Genomic DNA, 21,511 nt, shown 5'->3' with positions numbered 1-21,511 from the left:
TGGGGTCTACGGGTTCCTGCGACAGGGGCTGTCTACCCCTGCCTGACTGCGGGCAGTCACGGGCTGCCTGCGGCGCCTGTGGGGGTGGGCGCGGATCGTTGGCGGGTGCGGGTGGCCGGTCGCGCAGTTCCCCCCGCCCCTGGGTCGGCTCAGCTGCGGGCAGTCGTGCCGCTGGGGCGGCGCGGGTGGGCGCTGGGGATCCCCTGCTCGAAGAGCTTGGGTGGCGCACCCCGTCGCGCCGGGCTGCGCCCCCCACCCCCGGACGGCCGCAGCCGGCCTACAGGTACTCCGTCGGCAGCACGGGCTCCCCGCGGGAAAGCTGTGTCGCAGACAAGGGCAGACCGGCGCGCACCGCCGCGTGGCGGTCCCGGGCGACGTCGAGCGGTTCGCGCCCCACGACCTCGCCCCCCTTCACCAGCTCCACCAGCAGCTGCCGGTCCGCCAGCTCGGTCGGCACCGCCCCGGTGCCCACGACCTCGGCCTCGGCCACGCCGTACGCGTCCAGCCGCCGCGCGGCCCACTTGCGGCCCCCGACGGACGTCTTCCCGCCGGAGGACTTCTTCGCCACCGCCTTCAGCGGCGAGCGCGGGTCCGCGGTCTCGGCCCGGGCGACCAGCTTGTACACCATGGAGGACGTCGGGTGCCCGGAGCCGGTCACCAGCTGCGTGCCCACTCCGTACGCGTCCACCGGCGCCGCCGCCAGCGAGGCGATGGCGTACTCGTCGAGGTCCGAGGTCACGATGATCTTCGTGTTCCGTGCGCCCAGCTCGTCCAGCTGCTGGCGCACCCGGTGCGCCACCAGCAGCAGGTCACCGGAGTCGATGCGCACCGCGCCCAGCTCGGGCCCGGCGATCTCCACGGCGGTCCGTACGGCCTCGGCGACGTCGTAGGTGTCCACCAGCAGCGTGGTGCCCCGGCCCATGGAGTCCACCTGGGCCTGGAAGGCGTCCCGCTCGCGGTCGTGCAGCAGCGTGAAGGCGTGCGCGGAGGTGCCGACGGTGGGGATGTTGTAGCGGAAGCCGGCCGCTAGGTCGGAGGTGGAGGTGAACCCGCCGACGTACGCCGCGCGGGCCGCGGCCACCGCGGACAGCTCGTGGGTGCGCCGGGCGCCCATCTCGATCAGCGGCCGCTCGCCGGCCGCCGACGACATCCGGGACGCGGCCGCGGCGATCGCGGAGTCGTGGTTGAGGATGGAGAGGATCACCGTCTCGAGCAGCACGCACTCGGCGAAGGAGCCCTCCACCCGCAGGATCGGCGAGCCCGGGAAGTACACCTCGCCCTCGGGGTAGCCCCAGATGTCCCCGGTGAAGCGGTAGCCGGCGAGCCAGTCCAGTGTCTCGTCGTCGACGATCGCGCGTTCGCGCAGGAAGCCGAGCACGTCGGCGTCGAAGCGGAAGTTCTCCACCGCGTCCAGGACGCGTCCGGTGCCGGCGACGACGCCGTAGCGCCGTCCGTCCGGCAGCCGCCGGGTGAAGACCTCGAACACGCTCCGCCGCCCGGCCGTACCGGCCTTCAGTGCGGCCTGCAGCATCGTCAGCTCGTAGTGGTCCGTGAAGAGCGCCGTCGAGGGAACGTCCACCGGCAGCCCAAGGTCCGCTGTGTTCATGGGGAGGATGCTACCCCCATTTCGTCACTCTGACGATTTTGGCTGTGTGTGATCTGCACCCGCCCCGAATTCCGCACCGCCGGGGGGCGGTTTGTGCGAGTACCCCCCTCAGGTGGCAGCATGGGCAGTGTGACGGCAGCCGCACCCATCGAGATCGAGAAGACCGAGTCGGCGGAAGAGGTGTCCGCCGTACCCGAGCCCGACGTTCCCTGGGTGACGATCGTCCACAACGACCCCGTCAACCTCATGAGCTATGTGACCTACGTCTTCCAGACGTACTTCGGGTACTCCAAGGACAAGGCCACCAAGCTCATGCTCGACGTCCACCACAAGGGCAGGGCGGTCGTCTCCAGCGGGAGCCGCGAGGAGATGGAACGCGACGTGCAGGCCATGCACGGCTACGGTCTGTGGGCCACCCTCCAGCAGGACCGGAAGTAGCGAACCTCCTCCATGCCAGGAACCTTCGAACCGCTCCCCGGCGGCGGCGCGGCCGTCGCGCTCGACGACGTCGAGATCTCCATCATCCGCTCCCTCGCGGTGCAGCTCCTGGAGCTGATCGGCCCGGGCCCCGCCGAGGACGCCCAGGCCGATCCGCTCGCCGAGCTGTTCGCCGAGGGCCCGAGCGAGCCGCCGTCCGACCCGGTCCTCAGGCGTCTGTTCCCCGACGCCTACACCGATCCCGAGGGGCAGCCGGCCAGTACGCGGGAGGCGGAGGAGCGTGCGGCGCACTCCGCGGAGTTCCGCCGCTACACCGAGAACGATCTGCGGGCCGGCAAGCGCGAGAACGCACTCGCCGTCATCCGCTCGCTGGACGCCCTGAACTCCGCGGGCGACGGCGGCGCGGTCCTCAAGCTCTCCCCCGAGGAGTCCCAGCAGTGGCTGGGCGCGCTGAACGATCTGCGCCTGGCGATCGGCTCCCGCCTGGAGATCACCGACGAGGACGACACCGATCTGCTCTACCGGCTGCCCGACGAGGACCCGCGCAAGCCGATGGTGATGGCGTACCTGTGGCTGGGTGGTCTACAGGAGACGCTCGTCACGACCCTTATGCCCTGATCCGCCCCCGGACGGTGTTCGCTCAGAGGACGCTCAAATCCGGATAACGATCCTGTGAAATCGATGCCCCCGTTCGCCCCTTTCGGGTGGCCTTTGTCCGGTTCTCCCTGTGTGATGCGCCACAGGGCGCATCTGTGATCTCTGTTGCGGCCGTGATAAATCTTCACGACCGCCCGGCGAACACCACCCATGTTCAGCCGGGTGCGCCACCGAGCCGGCAACCGCCGGCCAGGCAACAGCTCCATTTCATCCGGGGGGATCGAGACCCGATCCGCGGCCGACTCAAGGCCCGGATCGGCATGGAGAAAGGCGCACCACACATGACCTCTGCGCAGGTCGACAAGGGGACCACCCCTGAGGAGGGGTACGAGCGCGGGCTCGGCAGCCGGCAGGTCCAGATGATCGCGATCGGCGGAGCCGTCGGCGTGGGTCTGTTCCTGGGGGCCGGGGCGAACATCGCCAAGGCGGGTCCCAGCCTCATCCTGATGTACGCCCTCGCGGGCGTGATCATCTTCTTCATCATGCGGGCGCTCGGCGAGCTCCTGCTCTACCGTCCCGTCTCGGGCTCGTTCGCCGAGTACTCGCGCGAATTCCTCGGCCCGTTCTTCGGCTACTTCACCGGCTGGACGTACTGGCTGATGTGGGTCGTCACCGGCATGGCCGAGCTGACGGCCGCGGCGATCTACGTGAACTACTGGTTCCCGGCCGTCCCGCAGTGGGTCACGGCACTGGTCTTCCTGGTGATCCTGTTCGGCGTGAACCTGATCTCCGTGAAGCTCTTCGGTGAGCTGGAGTTCTGGTTCTCGATGGTCAAGGTCACCGCCCTGATCGGCATGATCGTGATCGGTCTCGGCGTGCTCACCTTCGGCTTCTCCTCCGCCGGTGACACCGCCGCCGTCTCCAACCTGTGGGCCTTCGAGGGCTTCTTCCCCAAGGGCATCGGCTCGTCCCTGATGACCCTGCAGGGCGTGATGTTCGCCTACCTCGCCGTCGAGCTGGTCGGCGTCACCGCCGGCGAGTCGGAGGACCCGGAGAAGACCCTCCCGAAGGCGATCAACACCCTGCCCTGGCGTATCGCCCTGTTCTACGTCGGCGCCCTCACCGTCATCCTGTGCGTGGTGAAGTGGACCGAGTTCGCCGCCGGCGTCAGCCCCTTCGTGAAGGCGTTCGCGGAGATCGGCATCCCGGCCGGCGCTGGCATCGTCAACTTCGTCGTGCTCACCGCCGCCCTGTCGTCCTGCAACTCCGGCATGTACTCCACGGGCCGCATGCTGCGCACCCTGGCCGACAACGGCGAGGCGCCCCGGGCCTTCCGGAAGCTGTCCTCCACCAAGACGCCGGCGTTCGGCATCACCGTCTCCGTCGGCTTCATGGCCATCGGCGTGGTGCTGAACTACGTCGTCCCGGAGAAGGCCTTCGGCTACGTCACCTCCGTCGCCACCGCGGCCGGCATCTGGACCTGGCTGATGATCCTGGTCAGCCACGTGCTGTACCGCCGCGCGGTGGTCGCCGGCCGGCTGCCCGCCTCCGCCTTCCCCGCGCCGGGCGGCGCGAAGTGCTCCTACGTCGCCATCGCGTTCCTCCTCTTCGTCACCGGCCTGATCGCCTACGACAGCGAGTCGCGCATCTGCCTGTACGTCATGGCCGGCTGGGCCATCGCCCTCGGCATCGGCTGGGCCGTGCTCAAGGCACGCAACCCGGAGGTCACCCAGCGCCGCGAGCCGGAGCTGGACCGGGTCGGCTGAGCCACCCCGGGACGTCCCGCCGCAGGGAGCTCTCGTGGCGCCCCGCTGCGGCCGCCGCTCAGGACGTCCGGCATACGGGCCGTTCCGTACCAACCCTCGGTACGGAACGGCCCTTCTGCTTATCCTGAGCCCCATGCTGACCATCACCCAGGCCCTCTACGACCAGATCGTCGCCCACGCCCGCAAGGACCACCCCGACGAGGCGTGCGGCGTCGTCGCGGGCCCGGCCGGCTCGGACCGCCCCGAGCGCTTCATCCCCATGCTGAACGCGGCCATGTCGCCCACGTTCTACGAGTTCGACTCGGGCGACCTGCTCAAGCTCTACCGCGAGATGGACGACCGCGACGAGGAACCGGTGGTCATCTACCACTCCCACACCGCCACCGAGGCCCACCCCTCGCGCACCGACATCTCCTACGCCAACGAACCCGGCGCCCACTACGTCCTCGTCTCCACCGCCGACACCGACAGCCTCGGCGAGTTCCAGTTCCGCTCCTTCCGGATCGTGGACGGCGAGGTCACGGAGGAGGAGGTCAGGGTCGTGGAGTCCTACTGAATCCGTCCCGCGTCTCACTTACCGGACGAATTACGTCCGGCATACGGAATCACACTCCGGGACCGGGCAAGGGAATCGATACGATGAGCCCATGGTTCTTCTCGACGTGAGCGACAAGGCGCCGGGCACGCTGCTCGTGGCGCGGCTGCACGTCGACCTGTGCAGGCTGAACAGCGCCATCTGTTGATCTTCTGCTGCCGCCGTCCGACCGTGGCCGCGGCGCTCCCGCAGTGCCGAGATCCCGGGTCCACCCCCGGGTGCGCGCGCCTGACCGAACCGACGACACCTTCCGACAGGAGCCCTGAGCCATGGCCATCGAGGTCCGCATCCCGACCATCCTCCGCACCTACACCGACGGCCAGAAGGCGGTGCAGGGCAACGGCGACACCCTCGCCGAACTGTTCGCCGACCTCGAGACCCGGCACGCGGGCATCCAGGCCCGCATCGTGGACGGCGAGCAGCTGCGCCGCTTCGTCAACGTCTACCTCAACGACGAGGACGTCCGCTTCCTCGACGGCATCGACACCAAGCTGACCGACGGCGACAACGTCACGATCCTGCCGGCCGTGGCCGGCGGTATGGCCTGACCCGCGATGCGCTACGACTCCCCGCTCGCCGCGGTCGGCAACACCCCCCTGGTGCGCCTGCCGCGGCTGTCGCCGTCCGAGGACGTGCGCATCTGGGCGAAGCTGGAGGACCGCAACCCCACCGGCTCCGTCAAGGACCGCCCGGCCCTGCACATGATCGAGCAGGCGGAGAAGGACGGCCGCCTCACACCGGGCTGCACGATCCTCGAACCCACCAGCGGCAACACCGGCATCTCGCTCGCCATGGCCGCCAAGCTCAAGGGCTACCGCATGGTCTGCGTGATGCCCGAGAACACCTCGCAGGAACGCCGTGACCTGCTCGGCATGTGGGGCGCGCAGATCATCTCCTCCCCGGCCGCGGGCGGCTCCAACACCGCCGTACGCGTCGCCAAGGAGCTGGCCGCCGAGCACCCCGACTGGGTGATGCTCTACCAGTACGGCAACCCCGACAACGCCGGCGCGCACTACGCGACGACCGGCCCGGAGATCCTCGCCGACCTGCCCTCGGTCACCCACTTCGTGGCCGGCCTCGGGACGACCGGGACGCTCATGGGCGTGGGCCGCTACCTGCGCGAACACAAGCCCGACGTGAAGATCGTCGCCGCCGAGCCGCGCTACGACGACCTCGTCTACGGCCTGCGCAACCTCGACGAGGGCTTCGTCCCCGAGCTGTACGACGCCTCCGTCCTCACCACCCGCTTCTCCGTCGGCTCCGCCGACGCGGTCACCCGCACCCGGGAACTCCTCCAGCAGGAGGGCATCTTCGCGGGCGTCTCCACCGGCGCAGCCCTGCACGCGGCGATCGGCGTGGGCAAGAAGGCGCTCAAGGCGGGTGAGTCCGCCGACATCGTCTTCGTCGTGGCCGACGGCGGCTGGAAGTACCTGTCCACCGGGGTGTACACAGCGGCGACGACCGAGGAAGCGATCGAGACACTGCAGGGCCAGCTCTGGGCGTGAGCCCCCGGCCCTAACCCGCCAGGTGACGGACCTGGTCCCACAGGACCGGGTCCACCACGCCCACCCGGCGGCGGAAGTCACCCACCGGCACCTCCCGCAGCTCGTCCGTCTGCAGGAAGCTCGCCCGGCCCTGCGCGTCCCCCACCGAACCCGGCGGCAGCGGGATCACCCCGGACCGCTCGTCGTGGAACTTCGTGCTGATCTTCGCCACCCGCACCCGGCGGCGGCGCACCGACAGCACCAGACACGGCCGGTCCGTGCTCTCCGGCCCGTCCTCGTACGGCACCTGCGCCCACCAGATCTCCTGCGGCCGCGGCCGCAGCGACTCAGCCGCCGCGCGCCCCGCCGACCGCGCACGTCGGGCCCCGCGCCGCCCCCGGCCCCAGCCGTCCACGAGCACGGCGACAAGAGCCAGCAGCACCACCGCCGCGAGCGCCAGCCACCAGGACGTGTCCATACCGACGACGTTACCGGCGTACCTCACACAGCGCGCCCTTACGGTCACACCGATCGGCCGCCCGGACGCGCCCGGAACCCGCAAGTTCCATCCGAACCGGTGACAGCGCAGGTGAGTTCGCCCACAACAGCCCTTGGCGGAGGAGCGACCGGGACTTTTGCGCCTTACGCTCGACGGACCGCACGACCCCCGTCGCCCCCCTTTTTTCCGGTTCCCCGCCAGCGGAGGTTTCTGCTTCATGAAGCTCACCGTCGTCGGCTGCTCGGGGTCGTTCCCGTCCGCGGATTCGGCCTGCTCGAGCTACCTCGTCGAGGCCGACGGCTTCCGGTTGCTCCTCGACATGGGCAACGGCGCCCTGGGCGAGCTGCAGCGCCACTGCGGTCTCTACGACCTCGACGCGATCTTCCTCAGCCATCTGCACGCCGATCACTGCATCGACATGCTCGGGTACTTCGTCGCGCGCTACTACCGCCACGACGGCGGCCGCTGCGAGCCCCTGCCGGTCTACGGCCCCGAAGGCACCGAGCACCGCCTGACCACGGCGTACGCCGACACCCCGTCGGCCTCGTCCATGAGCGAGGTCTTCGACTTCCACACGGTCAAGCCGTCCACCTTCGAGCTCGGCCCCTTCACCGTGCACACCGAACGCGTGGCCCACCCGGTCGAGGCGTACGGCATCCGCATCGAGCACGGCGGGAAGGTCCTGACGTACTCCGGGGACACCGGCGTCACCCCCGCCCTGGACGAACTGGCCCGGGACGCCGACCTGTTCCTGTGCGAGGCCGCGTTCACCCACGGCAAGGAGTCCATCCCCGACCTGCACCTCAACGGCCGCGAGGCCGGCGAGACCGCGGCCCGCGCCGGCGCCCGCCGCCTGGTCCTCACCCACATCCCCCCGTGGACGGACCCCCGGACCAACCTCACCGACGCCCGTGCGGTGTACCCCGGCCCCGTGGACCTGGCGGCCCCGAGGAAGTCGTACGACATCTGACCCCGCACCCGGCGCCCCAGCAGAAACGATGCCGGGCCCGACCCGGGCATGCGAGAAAGGCCCCCCGGAGCGCCCAGTGCGCCGGGGGGCCTTCGTGTGCGGGGAAGCTACTTGGCCTCGGCCTTCTGCAGCTCCGCCAGTTCCTCGTCCGACTCCCGGCCCGGGGTCGGCAGGTTCCACTTGGTGATCGCGAAGCGGAAGACGACGTAGTAGACCACCGCGAAGCACAGGCCCACCACGGCCAGGCCCCACGGGTTGCTCGCGATGCCCAGGTTCAGCCCGAAGTCGACCGCGCCCGCCGAGAAGCCGAAGCCGTCCTTCATGCCCAGCGCCCAGGTCAGCGCCATGGACACACCGGTGAGGACCGCGTGGATGGCGTACAGCACCGGCGCGATGAACATGAACGTGAACTCGATCGGCTCCGTGACACCCGTGACGAACGAGGTCAGCGCGAGGGAGAACATCATGCCGCCGACGACCTTGCGGCGCTCCGGACGGGCGCAGTGCACGATCGCCAGGCAGGCGGCCGGGAGGGCGAACATCATGATCGGGAAGAAGCCGGTCATGAACTGGCCCGCGTGCGGGTCGCCGGCCAGGAAGCGCGCGATGTCGCCGCTCTTGCCGTGGTACTCGCCGGCCTGGAACCAGGGGAAGGAGTTCAGCAGGTGGTGCATGCCGATCGGGATCAGCGCCCGGTTGGCGACACCGAAGATGCCGGCGCCGACGGCACCCGACCCCACCAGCCACTCACCGAAGTTGTGCAGACCCGTGCCGAGGACCGGCCAGATGTAGCCGAAGACGATGCCGAGGATCAGGCCCGCGAACGCCGACAGGATCGGCACCAGACGGCGGCCGCCGAAGAAGCCCGCCCAGTCGGGCAGCTTGGTGCGGTAGAAGCGCTGGTAGATCAGCGCCACGACGATGCCCATGACCACGCCGCCCAGGACCTTGGCGTCCACCGGCGCGGCCACCATGACGACCTTGCCGTCGACCGCCGTCGCCACCTTGGGCAGGTTCTTGTCGGTGAACGTGCCCAGCACGTTCTTGAAGACCAGGTATCCGACGACCGCCGCGAGGGCCGTCGAGCCGTCCGACTTCTTGGCGAAGCCGATCGCGATGCCCACGGCGAACAGTAGCGCCATGTTGTCCAGGATCGCGTTGCCACCGGCCGCCATGAAGCCGGCGATCTTGGTGACGAACGTGGGGAAGGAGTCCCGTCCCAGCATGTCCGTGTTGCCGAGGCGGACCAGGAGGGCCGCCGCGGGGAGCACAGCGACCGGCAGCATCAGGCTGCGGCCGATGCGCTGCAGGACCGCCATCGGCCCGGCGCCCTTCTTCTGTGCGGCGGGTGCCGCGCTCGCCGTGGTCATCAACTTCCTCCATTGGGCAAGGCGCCGCCAGGGGACAGGATGAGGACGGCGGCGTCTTCGGGAAATGCGCGGCGAACCGACGCATGGTCTACACCACTCAGTGGTGTAGACCTGTTGTAGCACGATGAAGGCGGCGTAAGGAACCCGCGATTCCGCGACCGTGGCATCACGGCGCGTACCGGACGCAGGTCATGACGAAAAGGCCCCCGAACCGGCACGGTTCAGGGGCCTCGATGAAGGGCGGCGGCGCCCTCACGCCTTGGTCGCGTCCTCCACCTCCTCCTCCGGCTCCCGCCCCGGCGTCTTCAGATCGAACTTCGTGATCGCGAACCAGAACACCCCGTAATACACGACCGCAAAACACAGACCGATCGGAATGATCGCCCACGGTTTCGTCGCCAGATTCCAGTTGATGACGTAGTCGATCAACCCCGCCGAGAAACTGAACCCGTCGTGCACCCCGAGCGCCCACGTCACCGCCATCGACACACCCGTCAGCACCGCGTGCACCGCGTACAACAGCGGCGCGATGAACAGGAACGAGTACTCGATCGGCTCCGTGATCCCCGTCACGAACGACGTCAACGCCACCGACAGCATCAGCCCGCTCACCTCCTTACGGCGATGAGGCTTCGCCGTGTGCGCGATCGCCAGCGCCGCCGCCGGCAGCGCGAACATCATGATCGGGAAGAACCCCGAGGTGAACTGACCCGCGTGCGGGTCCCCGGCCAGGAACATGTTGATGTCACCGTGCACCGGCTTCCCGCCCGGCGGCGTGTACGTGCCGAACTGGAACCAGATGGGCACGTTCAGGAACTGGTGCAACCCGATCACCAGCAGCGCCCGGTTCGCCACACCGAACACACCCGCACCCCACGACCCCGCGTCCCGCAGCCACTTGCTGAAGCTCTCCAGACCGTCACCGATCGGCGGCCACACCCACAGACACAGCGCCGCGAACGCGATCGCCACGAACGCCATGATGATCGGCACCAGCCGCCGCCCGTTGAAGAAGCCCAGCCAGTCCACCAGCTTCGTGCGATGGAAACGCACCCAGAAGAACGCCGCCAGCAGACCCATCACGATCCCGCCGAACACCCCCGGATTCTGGAACGTGAACGGCGTCACCGAGCCGACCCCCGCGCCCACGCTCACCTGGCAGCCGACGTCCGGGACAGACTTCGACCCGCCCGGGCAGGTCTCCGGGAACTGATGCAGCACCTGGTAGTAGACAAGGAAGCCCACCACCGCAGCCAAAGCCGTCGAACCGTCCGACTTCTTCGCCATGCCGATCGCCACGCCGATGCAGAACAGCAACGGCAGACCGAGCGAACCGTCGAGCAGCGCGCCACCCGCGCCCTTCATCACCCTCGACACGTTCGTCCAGCCCAGCCCCTGGTCACCGAACACGTCCGGCTGCCCCAGCCGGTTCAGGATGCCCGCCGCCGGCAGCACGGCGATGGGCAGCTGAAGGCTGCGCCCCATCTTCTGCAGACCCTGGAAGAAACGGTTCCAGCGCTCGCGCACGGGACTCACCGGGCGCGGTGCGGCGGCGGCGCTCTCGGCACTCATGGCGGTGTCCTTCCGGCCCCTCACCCCGGGGGCGGTTTGGCGACCGTCCATCAGCTGGTGTAGACCAGTCGCGTACGGTTCGGTTCCGCTGTCGTGATCGCCATCATTCGATACAAACGGCATGACCGCTCGCGAAGCTGAGCCAACTGTGGGTTACTGCGACATAGCGGTTCGGAACAGGTAGTTCAGGGAGACGGAACATGGCCAGCAAGGCAGAGAAGATCGTCGCCGGGCTCGGCGGCATCGACAACATCGACGAGATCGAGGGCTGCATCACCCGCCTGCGCACCGAGGTGCACGATGCCGCGCTGGTCGACGAAGCCGCCCTGAAGGCCGCCGGCGCCCACGGCGTCGTCAAGATGGGCACCGCCATCCAGGTCGTCATCGGCACCGACGCCGACCCCATCGCGGCGGAGATCGAAGACATGATGTGACCCGAGCCGGTCACGCACCGAGGGGCTCCTCCCGCAGCGGGGGGAGCCCCTCGCCGCACTCCCGATAGGCTCAGCGCCATGTCTCGCATCGACGGCCGCACCCCCGAACAGCTCCGCCCCGTCACCATCGAACGCGCCTGGAGCAAGCACGCCGAAGGCTCCGTCCTCGTCTCCTTCGGCGACACCAAGGTCCTGTGCACCGCCTCCGTCACCGAAGGCGTCCCCCGCTGGCGCAAAGGCAGCGGCGAAGGCTGGGTCACCGCCGAATACGCCATGCTCCCCCGCGCCACCAACACCCGCGGCGACCGCGAGTCCGTCAAGGGCCGCATCGGCGGCCGCACCCACGAGATCAGCCGCCTCATCGGCCGCTCCCTGCGCTCCGTCGTCGACTACAAGGCCCTCGGCGAGAACACCATCGTCCTCGACTGCGACGTCCTCCAAGCCGACGGCGGCACCCGCACCGCCGCCATCACCGGCGCCTTCGTCGCCCTCGCCGACGCCATCACCTGGGCCCAGGGCAAGAAACTGATCAAGCCCGGCCGCCAGCCCCTCACCGGCACCGTCAGCGCCGTCTCCGTCGGCATCATCGCCGGCGTCCCCATGCTCGACCTCGCCTACGAGGAAGACGTCCGCGCCGACACCGACATGAACGTCGTCTGCACCGGCGACGGCCGCTTCGTCGAAGTCCAGGGCACCGCCGAAGCCGAACCCTTCGCCCGCGACGAACTCAACGCCCTCCTCGACCTCGCCGTCACCGGCTGCACCGAACTCACCGCACTCCAGAAGGCGGCACTCGCCGACACCGCGGAAAAGTAAAAGACGCACCAACAAAGGCGGGCGGCCCGGGCAACCGAGCCGCCCGCCACCGCGTCAGAACGGATACCGACACGCACACACGGGGGCCGGGGAGGCCACCAGGGGAGGGACACCGCACATGGCCGCGAGCCGAGGCCACCGCACCGCCACGACCATCGCCGGAACCATCGCCGCCGTCGCCCTCACCGCGGGCCTGACCACCGGATGCGACGCCATCGGCAAAGCCCTGGACTGCGTCCAGACCGCCGACTCCATCGCCGACAGCGTCACCGACCTCCAGCAAGCCGTCGAAAACGCCGCGAACGACCCCACACAGACCGACCAGGCCCTCGCCGCCATCGACAAAAACCTCGACCAGATCGGCGACCGCACCGACAACACCGACGTCAACAAAGCCGTCGACGACCTCCGCAAAGCCGTCGACAACGTCCGCGCCGCCGTGAAGAACGGCGACAACACCCCCGACCTGACCCCCGTCACCGACGCGGCCGGCGAACTGACGAAGGTCTGCACACCGTGAGAGCGGACCGGCGCGGGCCGGGATACTGAACGCCATGACCCGCCTGATCCTCGCCACCCGCAACGCCGGAAAGATCACCGAGCTCAAGGCCATCCTCGCCGAAGCCGGACTGCCCCACGAACTCGTCGGCGCCGACGCCTACCCCGACATCCCCGACGTCAAGGAAACCGGCGTCACCTTCGCCGAGAACGCCCTGCTCAAAGCCCACGCCCTCGCCCAGGCCACCGGCCTGCCCGCCATCGCCGACGACTCCGGCCTCTGCGTCGACGTCATGAACGGCGCCCCCGGCATCTTCTCCGCCCGCTGGGCCGGCCGCCACGGCGACGACCAGGCCAACCTCGACCTCCTCCTCGCCCAGCTCTCCGACATCGACGACGCACACCGCGGCGCCCACTTCGCCTGCGCCGCCGCCCTCGCCCTGCCCGACGGCACGGAACGAGTCGTCGAGGGCCAACTGCGGGGCGCCCTGCGCCACACCCCCGCCGGCACGGGCGGCTTCGGCTACGACCCGATCCTCCAGCCGGACGGCGAGACCCGCACCTGCGCGGAACTGACGGCAGACGAGAAGAACGCGATCAGCCACCGGGGGAAGGCGTTCAGGGCGCTGGTACCGGTGGTGCGGGAACTGCTGGGCTGACGGCTAGAGGCGTCGTACCTTTGAAATGAAGGTACGACGCCTCTTTCACCTGTGCGCCCGGTCGGATTCGAACCGACAAACACGACCACCTAAAGATCGCCGCTCGGCCGTTGGCGTACGGGCGCGGAGCACGGACCTAGATTACCGGGGCCGAGCATGCCGCGGCTGCCCTCCCCTGCACCAGGTGCTGGTGATCGCGTGACAGTTCGGGCAGAGCAGCCGCAGGTTCTCCCGCCGGTTGTCGCGCCAGTCCCCGTTGATGTGGTCGATCTCCAGCGTCATGGGCTTGCCGAGCCATTCGGGGCCGACTCCGCACTCAGCGCACTGCTCGGGCACGCCGCTCTCCCGGAGGGCGCGACGGAGACGCGCGGTCCGCGTCCGGGCCTTGCCGTTATGGCGGAGGAGGATGTCCTCGGGCCCCTTGGCGTTGTAGCTTGGCTTCCCGCGCATATGTCCTTGCCCAAGGAAGTGAGCCGTTGCGAAGCCCTCTTCGCTGATCCACTGCCGCAGTAATGTGCGTTGCCAGTGATTGTCAGGCCGGTCCAGGCGCCGCAGCACCTCTTTGAGACTCAGCGATTCGCCAACCGCCTCGCGCAGCGCGTCACGTGTGGGGCGCGCCTGCCTCACCGGCCACTCCCCCCGCGCCCTGCGCTCCGTCCTCGGTACGTGTCCGTTGTGGAGTGGCAGTTGGGACAGAGCAGGCGAAGGTTCTCGATGCGGTTGTTGCGCCAGTTGCCGTCGATGTGATCCACCTCCAGCGGCAGGGGGTGGCCAAGCCATACTGCGGCCATGCCGCACATTGCGCAGAGCTCCTCAACGCCGTGTGCAAGCATCGCTCGCTTGAGTCGATGACTCTGTGTTCGTCGGGCGTGATCACCCGCCTGCATGACAAGCAAGCCCTCGGGGGTCCTGCTGCGCGGACGCGTGTCGCGTCCACTCGGCATGCGGAAGTGCGACGTGTCGATCCCGTACGCCTTCACCCGCCGGCTGATGTGCGTGTGGTGGCCGCCCACCACCTCCAGCCCCAGGTGCCGCAGGACCTCGCACATGTTCGTGGAGGCCGCCACTGCCCGTTCGAGCACCTCCCTCGTCCACTTCACTTCCCGCTCGAAGTGCGACGTGTCCACCCCGAGCTTCCTCATCCGCTCCCGGACGTACCGTCGTGTCGCGCTCTGCGGATCCACCCCCAAGCTCACGCACGCCTCCGACAGCGTCCGTGCCCCCCGAGCCGCCTCCTCCAGCCGCTCCTTGGTGTACGCACTGGCCCCCATGAATGGTCTCCTCCGTTTCCGGTCACGCGTTCGTGACTCACACGGAGTAACGACCTGTTTGTCCGACAGTCACGCCGGACATGGCAAGCGGCCCGAGCCGGGGTGTCCCGGCGCGGGCCGCTGAGCTGCTGAAACGTTCCTCAGATGCCGAGGTCCTTGATGATCTTGGCTACGTGGCCCGTCGCCTTGACGTTGTACAGGGCGCGTTCGACCTTGCCCTCCTCGTCGACGACGACCGTGGAGCGGATCACGCCGACGACTGTCTTGCCGTAGAGCTTCTTCTCGCCGAACGCGCCGTACGCCTCCAGGACCTTCTTGTCGGGGTCGGCGAGGAGGGTGACCTTCAGGGACTCCTGCTCGCGGAACTTCGCCAGCTTCTCCGGCTTGTCGGGGGAGATCCCGATCACGTCGTAGCCCGCGCCGGCCAGCAGCGAGAGGTTGTCCGTGAAGTCGCAGGCCTGCTTCGTACAGCCCGGGGTAAGGGCTGCGGGGTAGAAGTAGACGATGGTCTTGCGGCCCTTGTGGTCGGCCAGGGACACCTCGTTGCCGTCGGCGTCGGGCAGGGTGAAGGCGGGGGCCACGTCCCCCGGCTGGAGTCGCTCGCTCATCGGACCAGCGTAACCGGGGGTCCTGACAGTGCGGCGCGAGCAGGAACTGACAGACTGTCCAGAACAGCATCCTCTTACTTCGGAGGCCGTACGGTGGCGGACACGTCGGACACGAGAACCCCGGCGCAGATCGAGGCGGACATCAGGCACCGTCGTCAGGTGCTGGCCGCGACGCTGGACGAGATCGGGGTGCGGGTGCACCCGAAGACGATCGTCGGGGACGCGAAGGCCAAGGTCGTCGCCAACCTCGACCACACGGTGGGCCGGGCCTACGTCCAGGTCAACCGGGTGGTCACTGAGGTGAAGGCGCAGTTCACGGACGAGGAGGGCGCGCCGCGGCTGGAGCGTGTGGTGCCCGTCGCCCTGGTCGTGGTCGGCGTCGTCGGTCTGCTCACTCTGAGCACCCGGCGTCGTAAGGACTGACCCCACCCACCCGCGCAAGGCTCAGGTTCAGGCAGGTAGGTTCAGTGGCGTGAGCGCCAACAGAAACGACAGCACCCAGCACGACAAGCTCCCCATCCGCATGCTGCACGACCGCGTCCTCGTGCGGCAGGACACCAGCGAGGGCGAGCGGCGTTCCGGCGGCGGCATCCTGATTCCGGCCACGGCGGCGGTGGGCCGTCGGCTGGCCTGGGCGGAGGTCGTCGCGGTGGGGCAGAACGTGCGGACCGTGGAGCCGGGTGACCGGGTCCTGTACGACCCCGAGGACCGGGCGGAGGTGGAGGTGCGGGGCATCGCGTACGTGTTGATGCGCGAGCGTGACCTGCACGCCGTGGCCGCCGACCGGTTCGAGGGGTCGGAGGACTCCACGGGTCTGTATCTGTGACCGAAGGGTCGGAAAAGGGGCTGGTGACCATGGTCACCAGCCCCTTTTGCCGTTGTTTGCTACGGTCGTAGGACACGCCCGACGAGACGCGCCGTACCGGGCCAAGGAAAAGACGACGCACCCCCGTTCAGAAGTGATCTTCCGGAGGTGCCGTCATGGCCTGGGTTCTGCTTGTCGTCGCCGGTCTGCTCGAGGTGGGCTGGTCGATCGGGATGAAGTACAGCGAGGGTTTCACCCGGCTGTGGCCGAGTGTGTTCACCGGTGCCGGCATCGTCGCGAGCATGGTGCTGCTGTCGTACGCCGCCCGTTCCCTGCCCATCGGTACCGCCTACGGCGTGTGGGTGGGCATCGGTGCGGCCGGGGCGGCGGTGCTCGGCATGGTGGTGCTCGGTGAGCCGGCCACCGCCGCCCGGATCTTCTTCATCTGTCTGCTGCTGGTCGCCGTCGTGGGGCTGAAGGCGACGTCCGGCCACTGACGCGGACCGGCCGCGGCCGGAGCCCGGGTCTACGGGACCGTGCCGCCGTCGGTCGTGCCGGTGTCCGTGCCGCCACCGCCGGTGGTGTTGCCACCGCCGGTGGTGGTCGGCCCGCCGGTCGTGTCGCCCGTGGTGCCCCCGCCGCCGGTCGTGCCGCCTGCGCCGTTGGTGCCGCCCCCGCCGGTGGTCGGTGTACCGCCCGTGGTGGATCCGGTGGTGTTGCCGCCGGTGGTCGGGGTGCCGCCCGTGGTGGATCCGGTGGTGTTGCCGCCGGTGGTCGGGGTGCCGCCTGTCTGGCCCTGTGTCTGTCCCTGGTTCTGGCCCTGGGTGCTCTGGCCGCCGGTCGTGGTCGTGTCGCCGGTCGCGCCGCCGTCGGTGCCGCCGACGGTGCCGGTCTGGTCCTGGCCGGGGTCGCTCGGCGGCGCCTGCGGCGTGTCCGCGCCGTTCTGGAGCTCCAGGTCGAAGTCGGCGGCGGGCGTGTCCTTCAGCGCCTCCTTGGTGTACTGCGCCCAGATCTCGGTGGGCGCGCCGCCGCCGTTGATGCGGTCGAGGCCCAGTGCGCCGTACAGCGGCTTGTGCGCGGCGGTGTCCGGGTCCTGGCCCATCACGGACACGACCGTGGCGAGGTCGGGCGTGTATCCGGCGAACCAGGCGGCGGTGTCCTGCTCGGCGGTGCCCGTCTTGCCCGCGGCGGGGCGGTCGGCGGCCTGTGCGGCGGTCGCGGTGCCGTTGTCGACGACGCTCTGCAGGATCGCCGTGGTGGTGTCGGCGGCCTCGCGGCTGAGGGCCTGGCGGGTCTGCTGGGCGGGCAGCGGGAGGGCGTCGCCGTTCTTGGTGATCTTGTCGATCAGGGTGTACGTGCCGTGCTTGCCGTGGTTGGCGAGCGTGGCGTAGGCCTCGGCCATGTCCAGCACGCTGGCGTTGGCCACGCCGAGCGCGATCGACGGGGACGCGTACAGCTCCTTGGTGTCCTTGGGCAGGCCCAGGTCGATCGCGGTCTGCTTGACCTTGGAGGGGCCGACGTCGACGGCCATCTGCGCGTACACGGCGTTGACGGACTTGTCGGTGGCCTCGCGGACGGTGATGGGGCCGTAGGAGCGCTGGTCCTCGTTCTCGGGGGCGTAGCTGTCGCCGTCCCAGCCCTGGACGGGCCGCTTGTTGGTGCCGTCGTAGATGGTGTTCGGGGTGATGGGGCGGCCGTCCTGGGTGGTGGCGCCGTTCTCGACGGCCGAGGTGAAGACGAACGGCTTGAAGGTGGAGCCGACCTGGAAGTCTCCGCGGGTGGCGCCGTTGGTGTACTGCTTGACGTAGTCGATGCCGCCGTACATGGCGACGACCTTGCCGGTCTTGGGGTCGACGGAGGCGCCGCCGGCCCGGACGTACCGGTCGGCCTTGTTGTTCTTCTTGTCGAGCTTGCTGATCAGTTTGTCGTTGACGGCTTCGACGAAGGCGTCCTGCTTGTCCTTCTGCAGGGTGGTGGTGATGCGGTAGCCGCCGCGTTCGAGGTCGTCGGGGTCGACGATCTTGTTGTCGCGCAGGTAGTCCTTGATGGCGTCGACGATGTAGCCGCGCTGGCCGGACATGCTGGTGGAGGCGGTGGCCTGCTTGGGCGCGGGGAACTTCATCCCGGCGCGTTCGGCCTGGGGCAGCCAGCCCTTCTTGACCATGCCGTCGAGGACGTAGTTCCAGCGGGCTTCGGCGGCGCGGCGGTTCTCCGGGTGGGCGACGACGTCGTACTCGCTGGGGGCGTTGAGCAGGGAGGCGAGGTAGGCGCCCTGGGCGGCGTTCAGGTCGACGGCGTCGATGCCGTAGTAGGCGCGGGCGGCGGCCTGGATGCCGTAGGCGTTGCGGCCGAAGAAGCTGGTGTTGAGGTAGCCCTCGAGGATGTCGTCCTTGCTCTTCTCGCGGTCGAGCTTGATCGAGATGAAGAACTCCTTCACCTTGCGGGTGACGGTCTGTTCCTGGCCCAGGTAGTAGTTCTTCACGTACTGCTGGGTGATCGTGGAGCCGGACTGCTTGCCCTTGCCGGTGGCGGTGTTCCAGGCGGCGCGGACCATGGCCTTGGGGTCGACGGCGGACTCGGTGTAGAAGTCGCGGTCCTCGGCGGCGAGCACGGAGTGCTGGGCGGCCTTGGAGACCTGGGCGAGGGAGACGTTCTCGCGGTTGATGTCGCCGTCGCGGGCGATCTCGGTGCCGTCGGCGTACAGGTACACGTTGGCCTGCTTGGTCGCGACCGCGTTCGCCGAGGGGATCTTGACCATGGAGTAGCCGAGGAAGAAGGCCCCGACGACGAGCAGCACGCCGATGACGAAGGTCCCGAGGACCATGCGCCAGGTGGGGAAGAGCCGCCGCCATCCGGTACGGCGGGGCCGCTTGCCCTTCTTCCCGCCGCCGCCGGCGCCGCCACCGCCACCGCCGGTTCCGCCGTCGCCCCCGCTGTCGCCGGTGCCACCGGCGCCGGTGGCGTGCATGGCAGCGGTGGCCGCGGCGGGGCCGGTGGCTCCGTTGGCTCGCATGGCTGCGGGGGAGTGCGGGGCCCCGCCGGCTCCGGTCGCGTGCGCGGTGGCGTCGGTCGCGGGGCGCGGGGTGGTGGCGCGCGCGGTGGTTGAGGTGGCGGGCGTGCTGCGGGCACCACGGCTGGGTGCGGCGGCACGCGTGGAACCGGTGGCGCCGGGGGACGACAGGGCGCCCGCGGCGCTCGCGGCCGCCACACCGCCGGCCGCGCTCGCGGACGGTACGGCCGCTGCGGCGCCCTGTGCCGACGCGGCCCCCGCGGCGCTCGCGGCCGCAACGGCGCCCGCGCCGCGCGCCGCGGACTGCGCGGCCCGGGACGTGCGGCCCGCGCCGCCGGTGGACCTGCCGGCTGCGGACTGGCCGCCTGTGGACCGGCCGGACTGTGCGTCGCCGGCGTCGTGGGTGTTCGGTTCCGTCGAGTCGGCTTCGGCTCCCGGAGTCCGGGTGCCCTTGGGCTGCCGCCCGGCGTCGACGGCGCGGAGGACCTGGGTGGTGTCGGAGTCACGCTCCGCCGCCGCGTCCTGGCCGGCCGCGATGCCCCGCCCGGCCCTGGAGGCCCTGGCGGCCCGTGCGTTGGAGACCGGGCCCACCCCGGTGCTCTTGTCGCCCGCCCCGGCGCCGCGGGGCTGTCCGGCCCCGGTGCCCGTGGCGGCGGGGGCAGGGGTGTGCCCGGCGCCGATGCCTTCGGCACCCTTGACGGAGTGTCCGGTCCCGGCGCCTTCGCCCCCCTTGGCGGCTCGCGCGGCCTCAGCGGCGTGTCCGGCCCCTTCGCGTCCGGCACCCGCGGCGCCCCGCGCGGCCCCGCCGCCTGCCGCTCCCTTGGCGGCGCCCGCGATCTCAGTGGGGTGCTCGGCCCCGTCGCGTCCGGCATTAGTGGCGCCCCGCGCGGCCTGTCCGGTCCCGCGGCCTGCGGCTCCCTTGGCGGCGCCCGCGATCTCAGCGGCGTGTCCAGCCCCGGAGCTTCCGGCACCCGCGGCAGTCCCCGCGGCGTGCCCGGCCCCGGTGTTTCCGGCTCCCTTGGCGGCTCGAGCGGCCCGTGCCGCCCCCGCGCCACTGGCCCCCTTGGCAGCACGCGCGACCCCGTCGGCCCGCCCAGCGGCGTCGGTCCCGTCGACCGGTGCGCCGGAGACCCGCGCAGCCCCGCTGTCGGTGGCGTCACGCCCAGTTCCGCTGCCTGCGACGTCACGGCCGGCCCCGTTGCCCGCGGCATCCCGCCCGGCCCCGTTGCCCGCGGCCTCACGTCCGGCCCCGCCGCCGGTGGCGTCCCGCCGGCCCCCGGCGGCCTGCCGGTTGGCCCCGGCGTCCTCCCGGTCGGCCCCCGCGGCCCCCGCGGCCCGCGAGGCCCGCGCGGCCGCCGCCGCCCGTGCGGCCCTGGCGGCTCGGGCGGCCTTGGGGTCGGCGCCCGGCCCGGGCTCCTGCTTCGCCGAGCCCGGGTTCGGCTGCTGCGGCTCGTCGCTCATCTCGTGCACGGACTCCTGTTTTCGCGTCGTACGTTCCCGTACGGCCTACTACGCCTGCCGGCGCCCACATGCGCCGTCTGCGCCCACTTACGCCGCCGGCGCCCCCATTGAAGACTCTCGCAGCGGGCGTTTCGTTCCCGGGTGCCCCGCCCCGCTCCGCCTCCGGCCGGAAAACGCGTGGCGGACCGCGCCGGACACGCACTAGGCTCCTGCGCTTCGGTGCCGGGACGAGCCGGGAGGTCGTCGGCGTGGGAGCGGGGCGGTTGTACGCGGCCGTCGCGGTGGGCGGTTTCAGACGGTACGCGACGTATCGGGCGGCCACGGTCGCCGGGGTGTTCACGAACACCGTCTTCGGGTTGATCTTGGTATACACCTACTTGGCCCTGTGGGACGAAAAACCACACCTCGGCGGGTACGACCAGGCCCAGGCGACGACGTACGTATGGCTGGGGCAGGCGTTGCTGTCGACCCTCGCGCTCGGCGGCGGCGGTGTCGAGGACGAGCTGATGGAGCGCATCCGCACCGGCGACATCGCGATCGACCTGTACCGCCCTGCCGACCTGCAACTGTGGTGGCTGGCCGCCGACCTGGGCCGGGCCTGTTTCCAGATGCTCGGCCGCGGCGTGATTCCTTTCACCTTCGGCGCGCTGTTCTTCCCGGTGGCCCTGCCCGCGCACGCCGCGACCTGGGTCGCGTTCCTCGTCGCCGTGGCGCTGGCGATGGTGGTCGGCTTCGGCATCCGCTATCTGATCGCGCTCACCGCGTTCTGGCTGCTGGACGGTACCGGCGTGATGCAGATGCTGATGATCACCGGCACCTTCTGCTCCGGCATGATGCTGCCGCTGAACCTCTTCCCGGGCGCGCTCGGTGACGTCGTGCGCGCGCTGCCCTGGTCGTCGCTGCTCCAGGCCCCGGCCGACGTGCTGCTGGGGCACGCCGACCCGTGGCCGACGTACGCCTTCCAGGCGGGCTGGGCCGTGGTGCTGCTCGCGGCCGGACGGGTCGTGCAGTCGGTGGCGACCCGCAGGGTGGTGGTCCAGGGTGGCTGAGAT

Annotated in this window: 24 protein-coding genes, 1 tRNA gene and 1 riboswitch; of the genes, 16 read left to right on the top strand and 9 right to left on the bottom strand. The window is 70.2% G+C overall.

The genetic code is table 11. The features are described from left to right. Positions 1-277: 277 nt before the first annotated feature. The gene (locus tag ACZ67Q_RS18930; protein WP_471183216.1) at positions 278-1,606 is read right to left on the bottom strand and encodes a nicotinate phosphoribosyltransferase; all 1,329 of its coding nucleotides are present in this window, start codon (positions 1,604-1,606) and stop codon (positions 278-280) included. Between the two features lie 120 nt (positions 1,607-1,726). On the opposite strand from ACZ67Q_RS18930, the gene clpS reads away from it, so the two are divergent. The 7 genes from clpS (at position 1,727) to ACZ67Q_RS18895 (ending at position 6,507) form a co-directional block, all read left to right on the top strand. After that, positions 1,727-2,044 carry an ATP-dependent Clp protease adapter ClpS gene (clpS, locus tag ACZ67Q_RS18925; protein ID WP_366834278.1) on the top strand — a complete coding sequence of 106 codons (318 nt, stop codon included), beginning with the start codon at positions 1,727-1,729 and terminating at the stop codon, positions 2,042-2,044. A 12-nt stretch (positions 2,045-2,056) separates the two neighbouring features. Beyond that, positions 2,057-2,662, top strand: a complete 606-nt coding sequence (locus tag ACZ67Q_RS18920; protein WP_471183213.1) for a DUF2017 domain-containing protein — start codon at positions 2,057-2,059, stop codon at positions 2,660-2,662. Between the two features lie 320 nt (positions 2,663-2,982). After that, positions 2,983-4,407 carry an amino acid permease gene (locus ACZ67Q_RS18915; RefSeq protein WP_471183210.1) on the top strand — a complete coding sequence of 475 codons (1,425 nt, stop codon included), beginning with the start codon at positions 2,983-2,985 and terminating at the stop codon, positions 4,405-4,407. A 133-nt stretch (positions 4,408-4,540) separates the two neighbouring features. Further along, entirely contained in the window at positions 4,541-4,963 is a 423-nt protein-coding gene (locus ACZ67Q_RS18910) for a M67 family metallopeptidase (protein ID WP_471183208.1), read from the top strand. A 91-nt stretch (positions 4,964-5,054) separates the two neighbouring features. Further along, positions 5,055-5,150, top strand: a complete 96-nt coding sequence (locus tag ACZ67Q_RS18905; RefSeq protein WP_019065921.1) for a putative leader peptide — start codon at positions 5,055-5,057, stop codon at positions 5,148-5,150. Between the two features lie 121 nt (positions 5,151-5,271). Continuing rightward, positions 5,272-5,550, top strand: coding sequence for a MoaD/ThiS family protein (locus ACZ67Q_RS18900; RefSeq protein WP_471183206.1), 279 nt, complete (start codon positions 5,272-5,274; stop codon positions 5,548-5,550). A gap of 6 nt (positions 5,551-5,556) precedes the next feature. Next, positions 5,557-6,507, top strand: coding sequence for a PLP-dependent cysteine synthase family protein (locus tag ACZ67Q_RS18895; protein WP_361622547.1), 951 nt, complete (start codon positions 5,557-5,559; stop codon positions 6,505-6,507). 10 nt (positions 6,508-6,517) lie between these two features. Here the strand turns inward: ACZ67Q_RS18895 and ACZ67Q_RS18890 are convergent, their stop codons facing one another. Further along, the gene (locus ACZ67Q_RS18890) at positions 6,518-6,964 is read right to left on the bottom strand and encodes a type II toxin-antitoxin system PemK/MazF family toxin (protein WP_471183203.1); all 447 of its coding nucleotides are present in this window, start codon (positions 6,962-6,964) and stop codon (positions 6,518-6,520) included. A 238-nt stretch (positions 6,965-7,202) separates the two neighbouring features. On the opposite strand from ACZ67Q_RS18890, the gene ACZ67Q_RS18885 reads away from it, so the two are divergent. Further along, complete coding sequence (locus ACZ67Q_RS18885) at positions 7,203-7,955, top strand: MBL fold metallo-hydrolase (protein WP_471183201.1); 753 nt, start codon at positions 7,203-7,205, stop codon at positions 7,953-7,955. A 107-nt stretch (positions 7,956-8,062) separates the two neighbouring features. Here ACZ67Q_RS18885 and ACZ67Q_RS18880 read toward each other — a convergent pair whose 3' ends face one another. Further along, positions 8,063-9,325: a PTS transporter subunit EIIC gene (locus tag ACZ67Q_RS18880; protein ID WP_471183199.1), complete on the bottom strand. Its 1,263-nt coding sequence runs from the start codon at positions 9,323-9,325 to the stop codon at positions 8,063-8,065. A gap of 252 nt (positions 9,326-9,577) precedes the next feature. Further along, positions 9,578-10,897, bottom strand: coding sequence for a PTS transporter subunit EIIC (locus tag ACZ67Q_RS18875; RefSeq protein ID WP_471183453.1), 1,320 nt, complete (start codon positions 10,895-10,897; stop codon positions 9,578-9,580). A 200-nt stretch (positions 10,898-11,097) separates the two neighbouring features. Between ACZ67Q_RS18875 and ACZ67Q_RS18870 the strand changes: the two genes are divergently transcribed. From ACZ67Q_RS18870 to rdgB, 4 genes are all read left to right on the top strand, one after another. After that, positions 11,098-11,331, top strand: coding sequence for a PTS sugar transporter subunit IIB (locus ACZ67Q_RS18870; RefSeq protein WP_361622562.1), 234 nt, complete (start codon positions 11,098-11,100; stop codon positions 11,329-11,331). Between the two features lie 78 nt (positions 11,332-11,409). Then, positions 11,410-12,147, top strand: a complete 738-nt coding sequence (rph, locus tag ACZ67Q_RS18865) for a ribonuclease PH (protein WP_471183195.1) — start codon at positions 11,410-11,412, stop codon at positions 12,145-12,147. A 118-nt stretch (positions 12,148-12,265) separates the two neighbouring features. Then, positions 12,266-12,667 carry a hypothetical protein gene (locus ACZ67Q_RS18860; protein WP_471183192.1) on the top strand — a complete coding sequence of 134 codons (402 nt, stop codon included), beginning with the start codon at positions 12,266-12,268 and terminating at the stop codon, positions 12,665-12,667. Positions 12,668-12,701: 34 nt separating this feature from the next. Then, a complete protein-coding gene (gene rdgB, locus ACZ67Q_RS18855; protein ID WP_471183190.1) occupies positions 12,702-13,304 on the top strand; it encodes an RdgB/HAM1 family non-canonical purine NTP pyrophosphatase in 603 nt (200 codons plus the stop codon). A gap of 52 nt (positions 13,305-13,356) precedes the next feature. On the opposite strand, the gene ACZ67Q_RS18850 is transcribed toward rdgB, so the two are convergent. The 4 genes from ACZ67Q_RS18850 to bcp all read right to left on the bottom strand — a co-directional run bounded on the left by ACZ67Q_RS18850 (position 13,357) and on the right by bcp (position 15,183). Further along, positions 13,357-13,429, bottom strand: a tRNA-Leu gene (locus tag ACZ67Q_RS18850). Between the two features lie 16 nt (positions 13,430-13,445). After that, entirely contained in the window at positions 13,446-13,931 is a 486-nt protein-coding gene (locus ACZ67Q_RS18845; protein WP_471183188.1) for an HNH endonuclease signature motif containing protein, read from the bottom strand. Further along, positions 13,928-14,575 (bottom strand): HNH endonuclease signature motif containing protein, encoded by a 648-nt coding sequence (locus tag ACZ67Q_RS18840; RefSeq protein WP_471183185.1) that lies wholly within the window; start codon positions 14,573-14,575, stop codon positions 13,928-13,930. Before ACZ67Q_RS18840 ends, ACZ67Q_RS18845 begins: the two co-directional genes overlap by 4 nt. A 140-nt stretch (positions 14,576-14,715) precedes the next feature. After that, positions 14,716-15,183, bottom strand: a complete 468-nt coding sequence (bcp, locus tag ACZ67Q_RS18835; protein ID WP_361622574.1) for a thioredoxin-dependent thiol peroxidase — start codon at positions 15,181-15,183, stop codon at positions 14,716-14,718. A 93-nt stretch (positions 15,184-15,276) separates the two neighbouring features. Between bcp and ACZ67Q_RS18830 the strand changes: the two genes are divergently transcribed. The 3 genes from ACZ67Q_RS18830 to ACZ67Q_RS18820 all read left to right on the top strand — a co-directional run bounded on the left by ACZ67Q_RS18830 (position 15,277) and on the right by ACZ67Q_RS18820 (position 16,485). Next, positions 15,277-15,606, top strand: coding sequence for a DUF3618 domain-containing protein (locus ACZ67Q_RS18830; protein ID WP_471183182.1), 330 nt, complete (start codon positions 15,277-15,279; stop codon positions 15,604-15,606). Positions 15,607-15,655: 49 nt separating this feature from the next. After that, on the top strand, positions 15,656-16,009 hold the full coding sequence (locus ACZ67Q_RS18825; RefSeq protein WP_103784957.1) for a GroES family chaperonin: 354 nt from the start codon (positions 15,656-15,658) through the stop codon (positions 16,007-16,009). 59 nt (positions 16,010-16,068) lie between these two features. Beyond that, a riboswitch (guanidine-III (ykkC-III) riboswitch) is annotated at positions 16,069-16,131 on the top strand. Positions 16,132-16,164: 33 nt separating this feature from the next. Then, entirely contained in the window at positions 16,165-16,485 is a 321-nt protein-coding gene (locus tag ACZ67Q_RS18820; RefSeq protein ID WP_361622581.1) for a DMT family transporter, read from the top strand. Positions 16,486-16,514: 29 nt separating this feature from the next. Here the strand turns inward: ACZ67Q_RS18820 and ACZ67Q_RS18815 are convergent, their stop codons facing one another. Then, positions 16,515-18,956 (bottom strand): transglycosylase domain-containing protein, encoded by a 2,442-nt coding sequence (locus tag ACZ67Q_RS18815; protein ID WP_471183451.1) that lies wholly within the window; start codon positions 18,954-18,956, stop codon positions 16,515-16,517. A gap of 1,751 nt (positions 18,957-20,707) precedes the next feature. Here ACZ67Q_RS18815 and ACZ67Q_RS18810 point away from each other — a divergent pair. Next, on the top strand, positions 20,708-21,508 hold the full coding sequence (locus tag ACZ67Q_RS18810; RefSeq protein ID WP_471183178.1) for an ABC transporter permease: 801 nt from the start codon (positions 20,708-20,710) through the stop codon (positions 21,506-21,508). Positions 21,509-21,511 lie beyond the last annotated feature (3 nt).

The sequence above is a fragment of the Streptomyces sp. NPDC036813 genome (assembly GCF_055609245.1).
The sequence above is the reverse complement of the archived record's forward strand: the minus strand, read 5'-3'. Positions and strand labels throughout refer to the sequence as shown.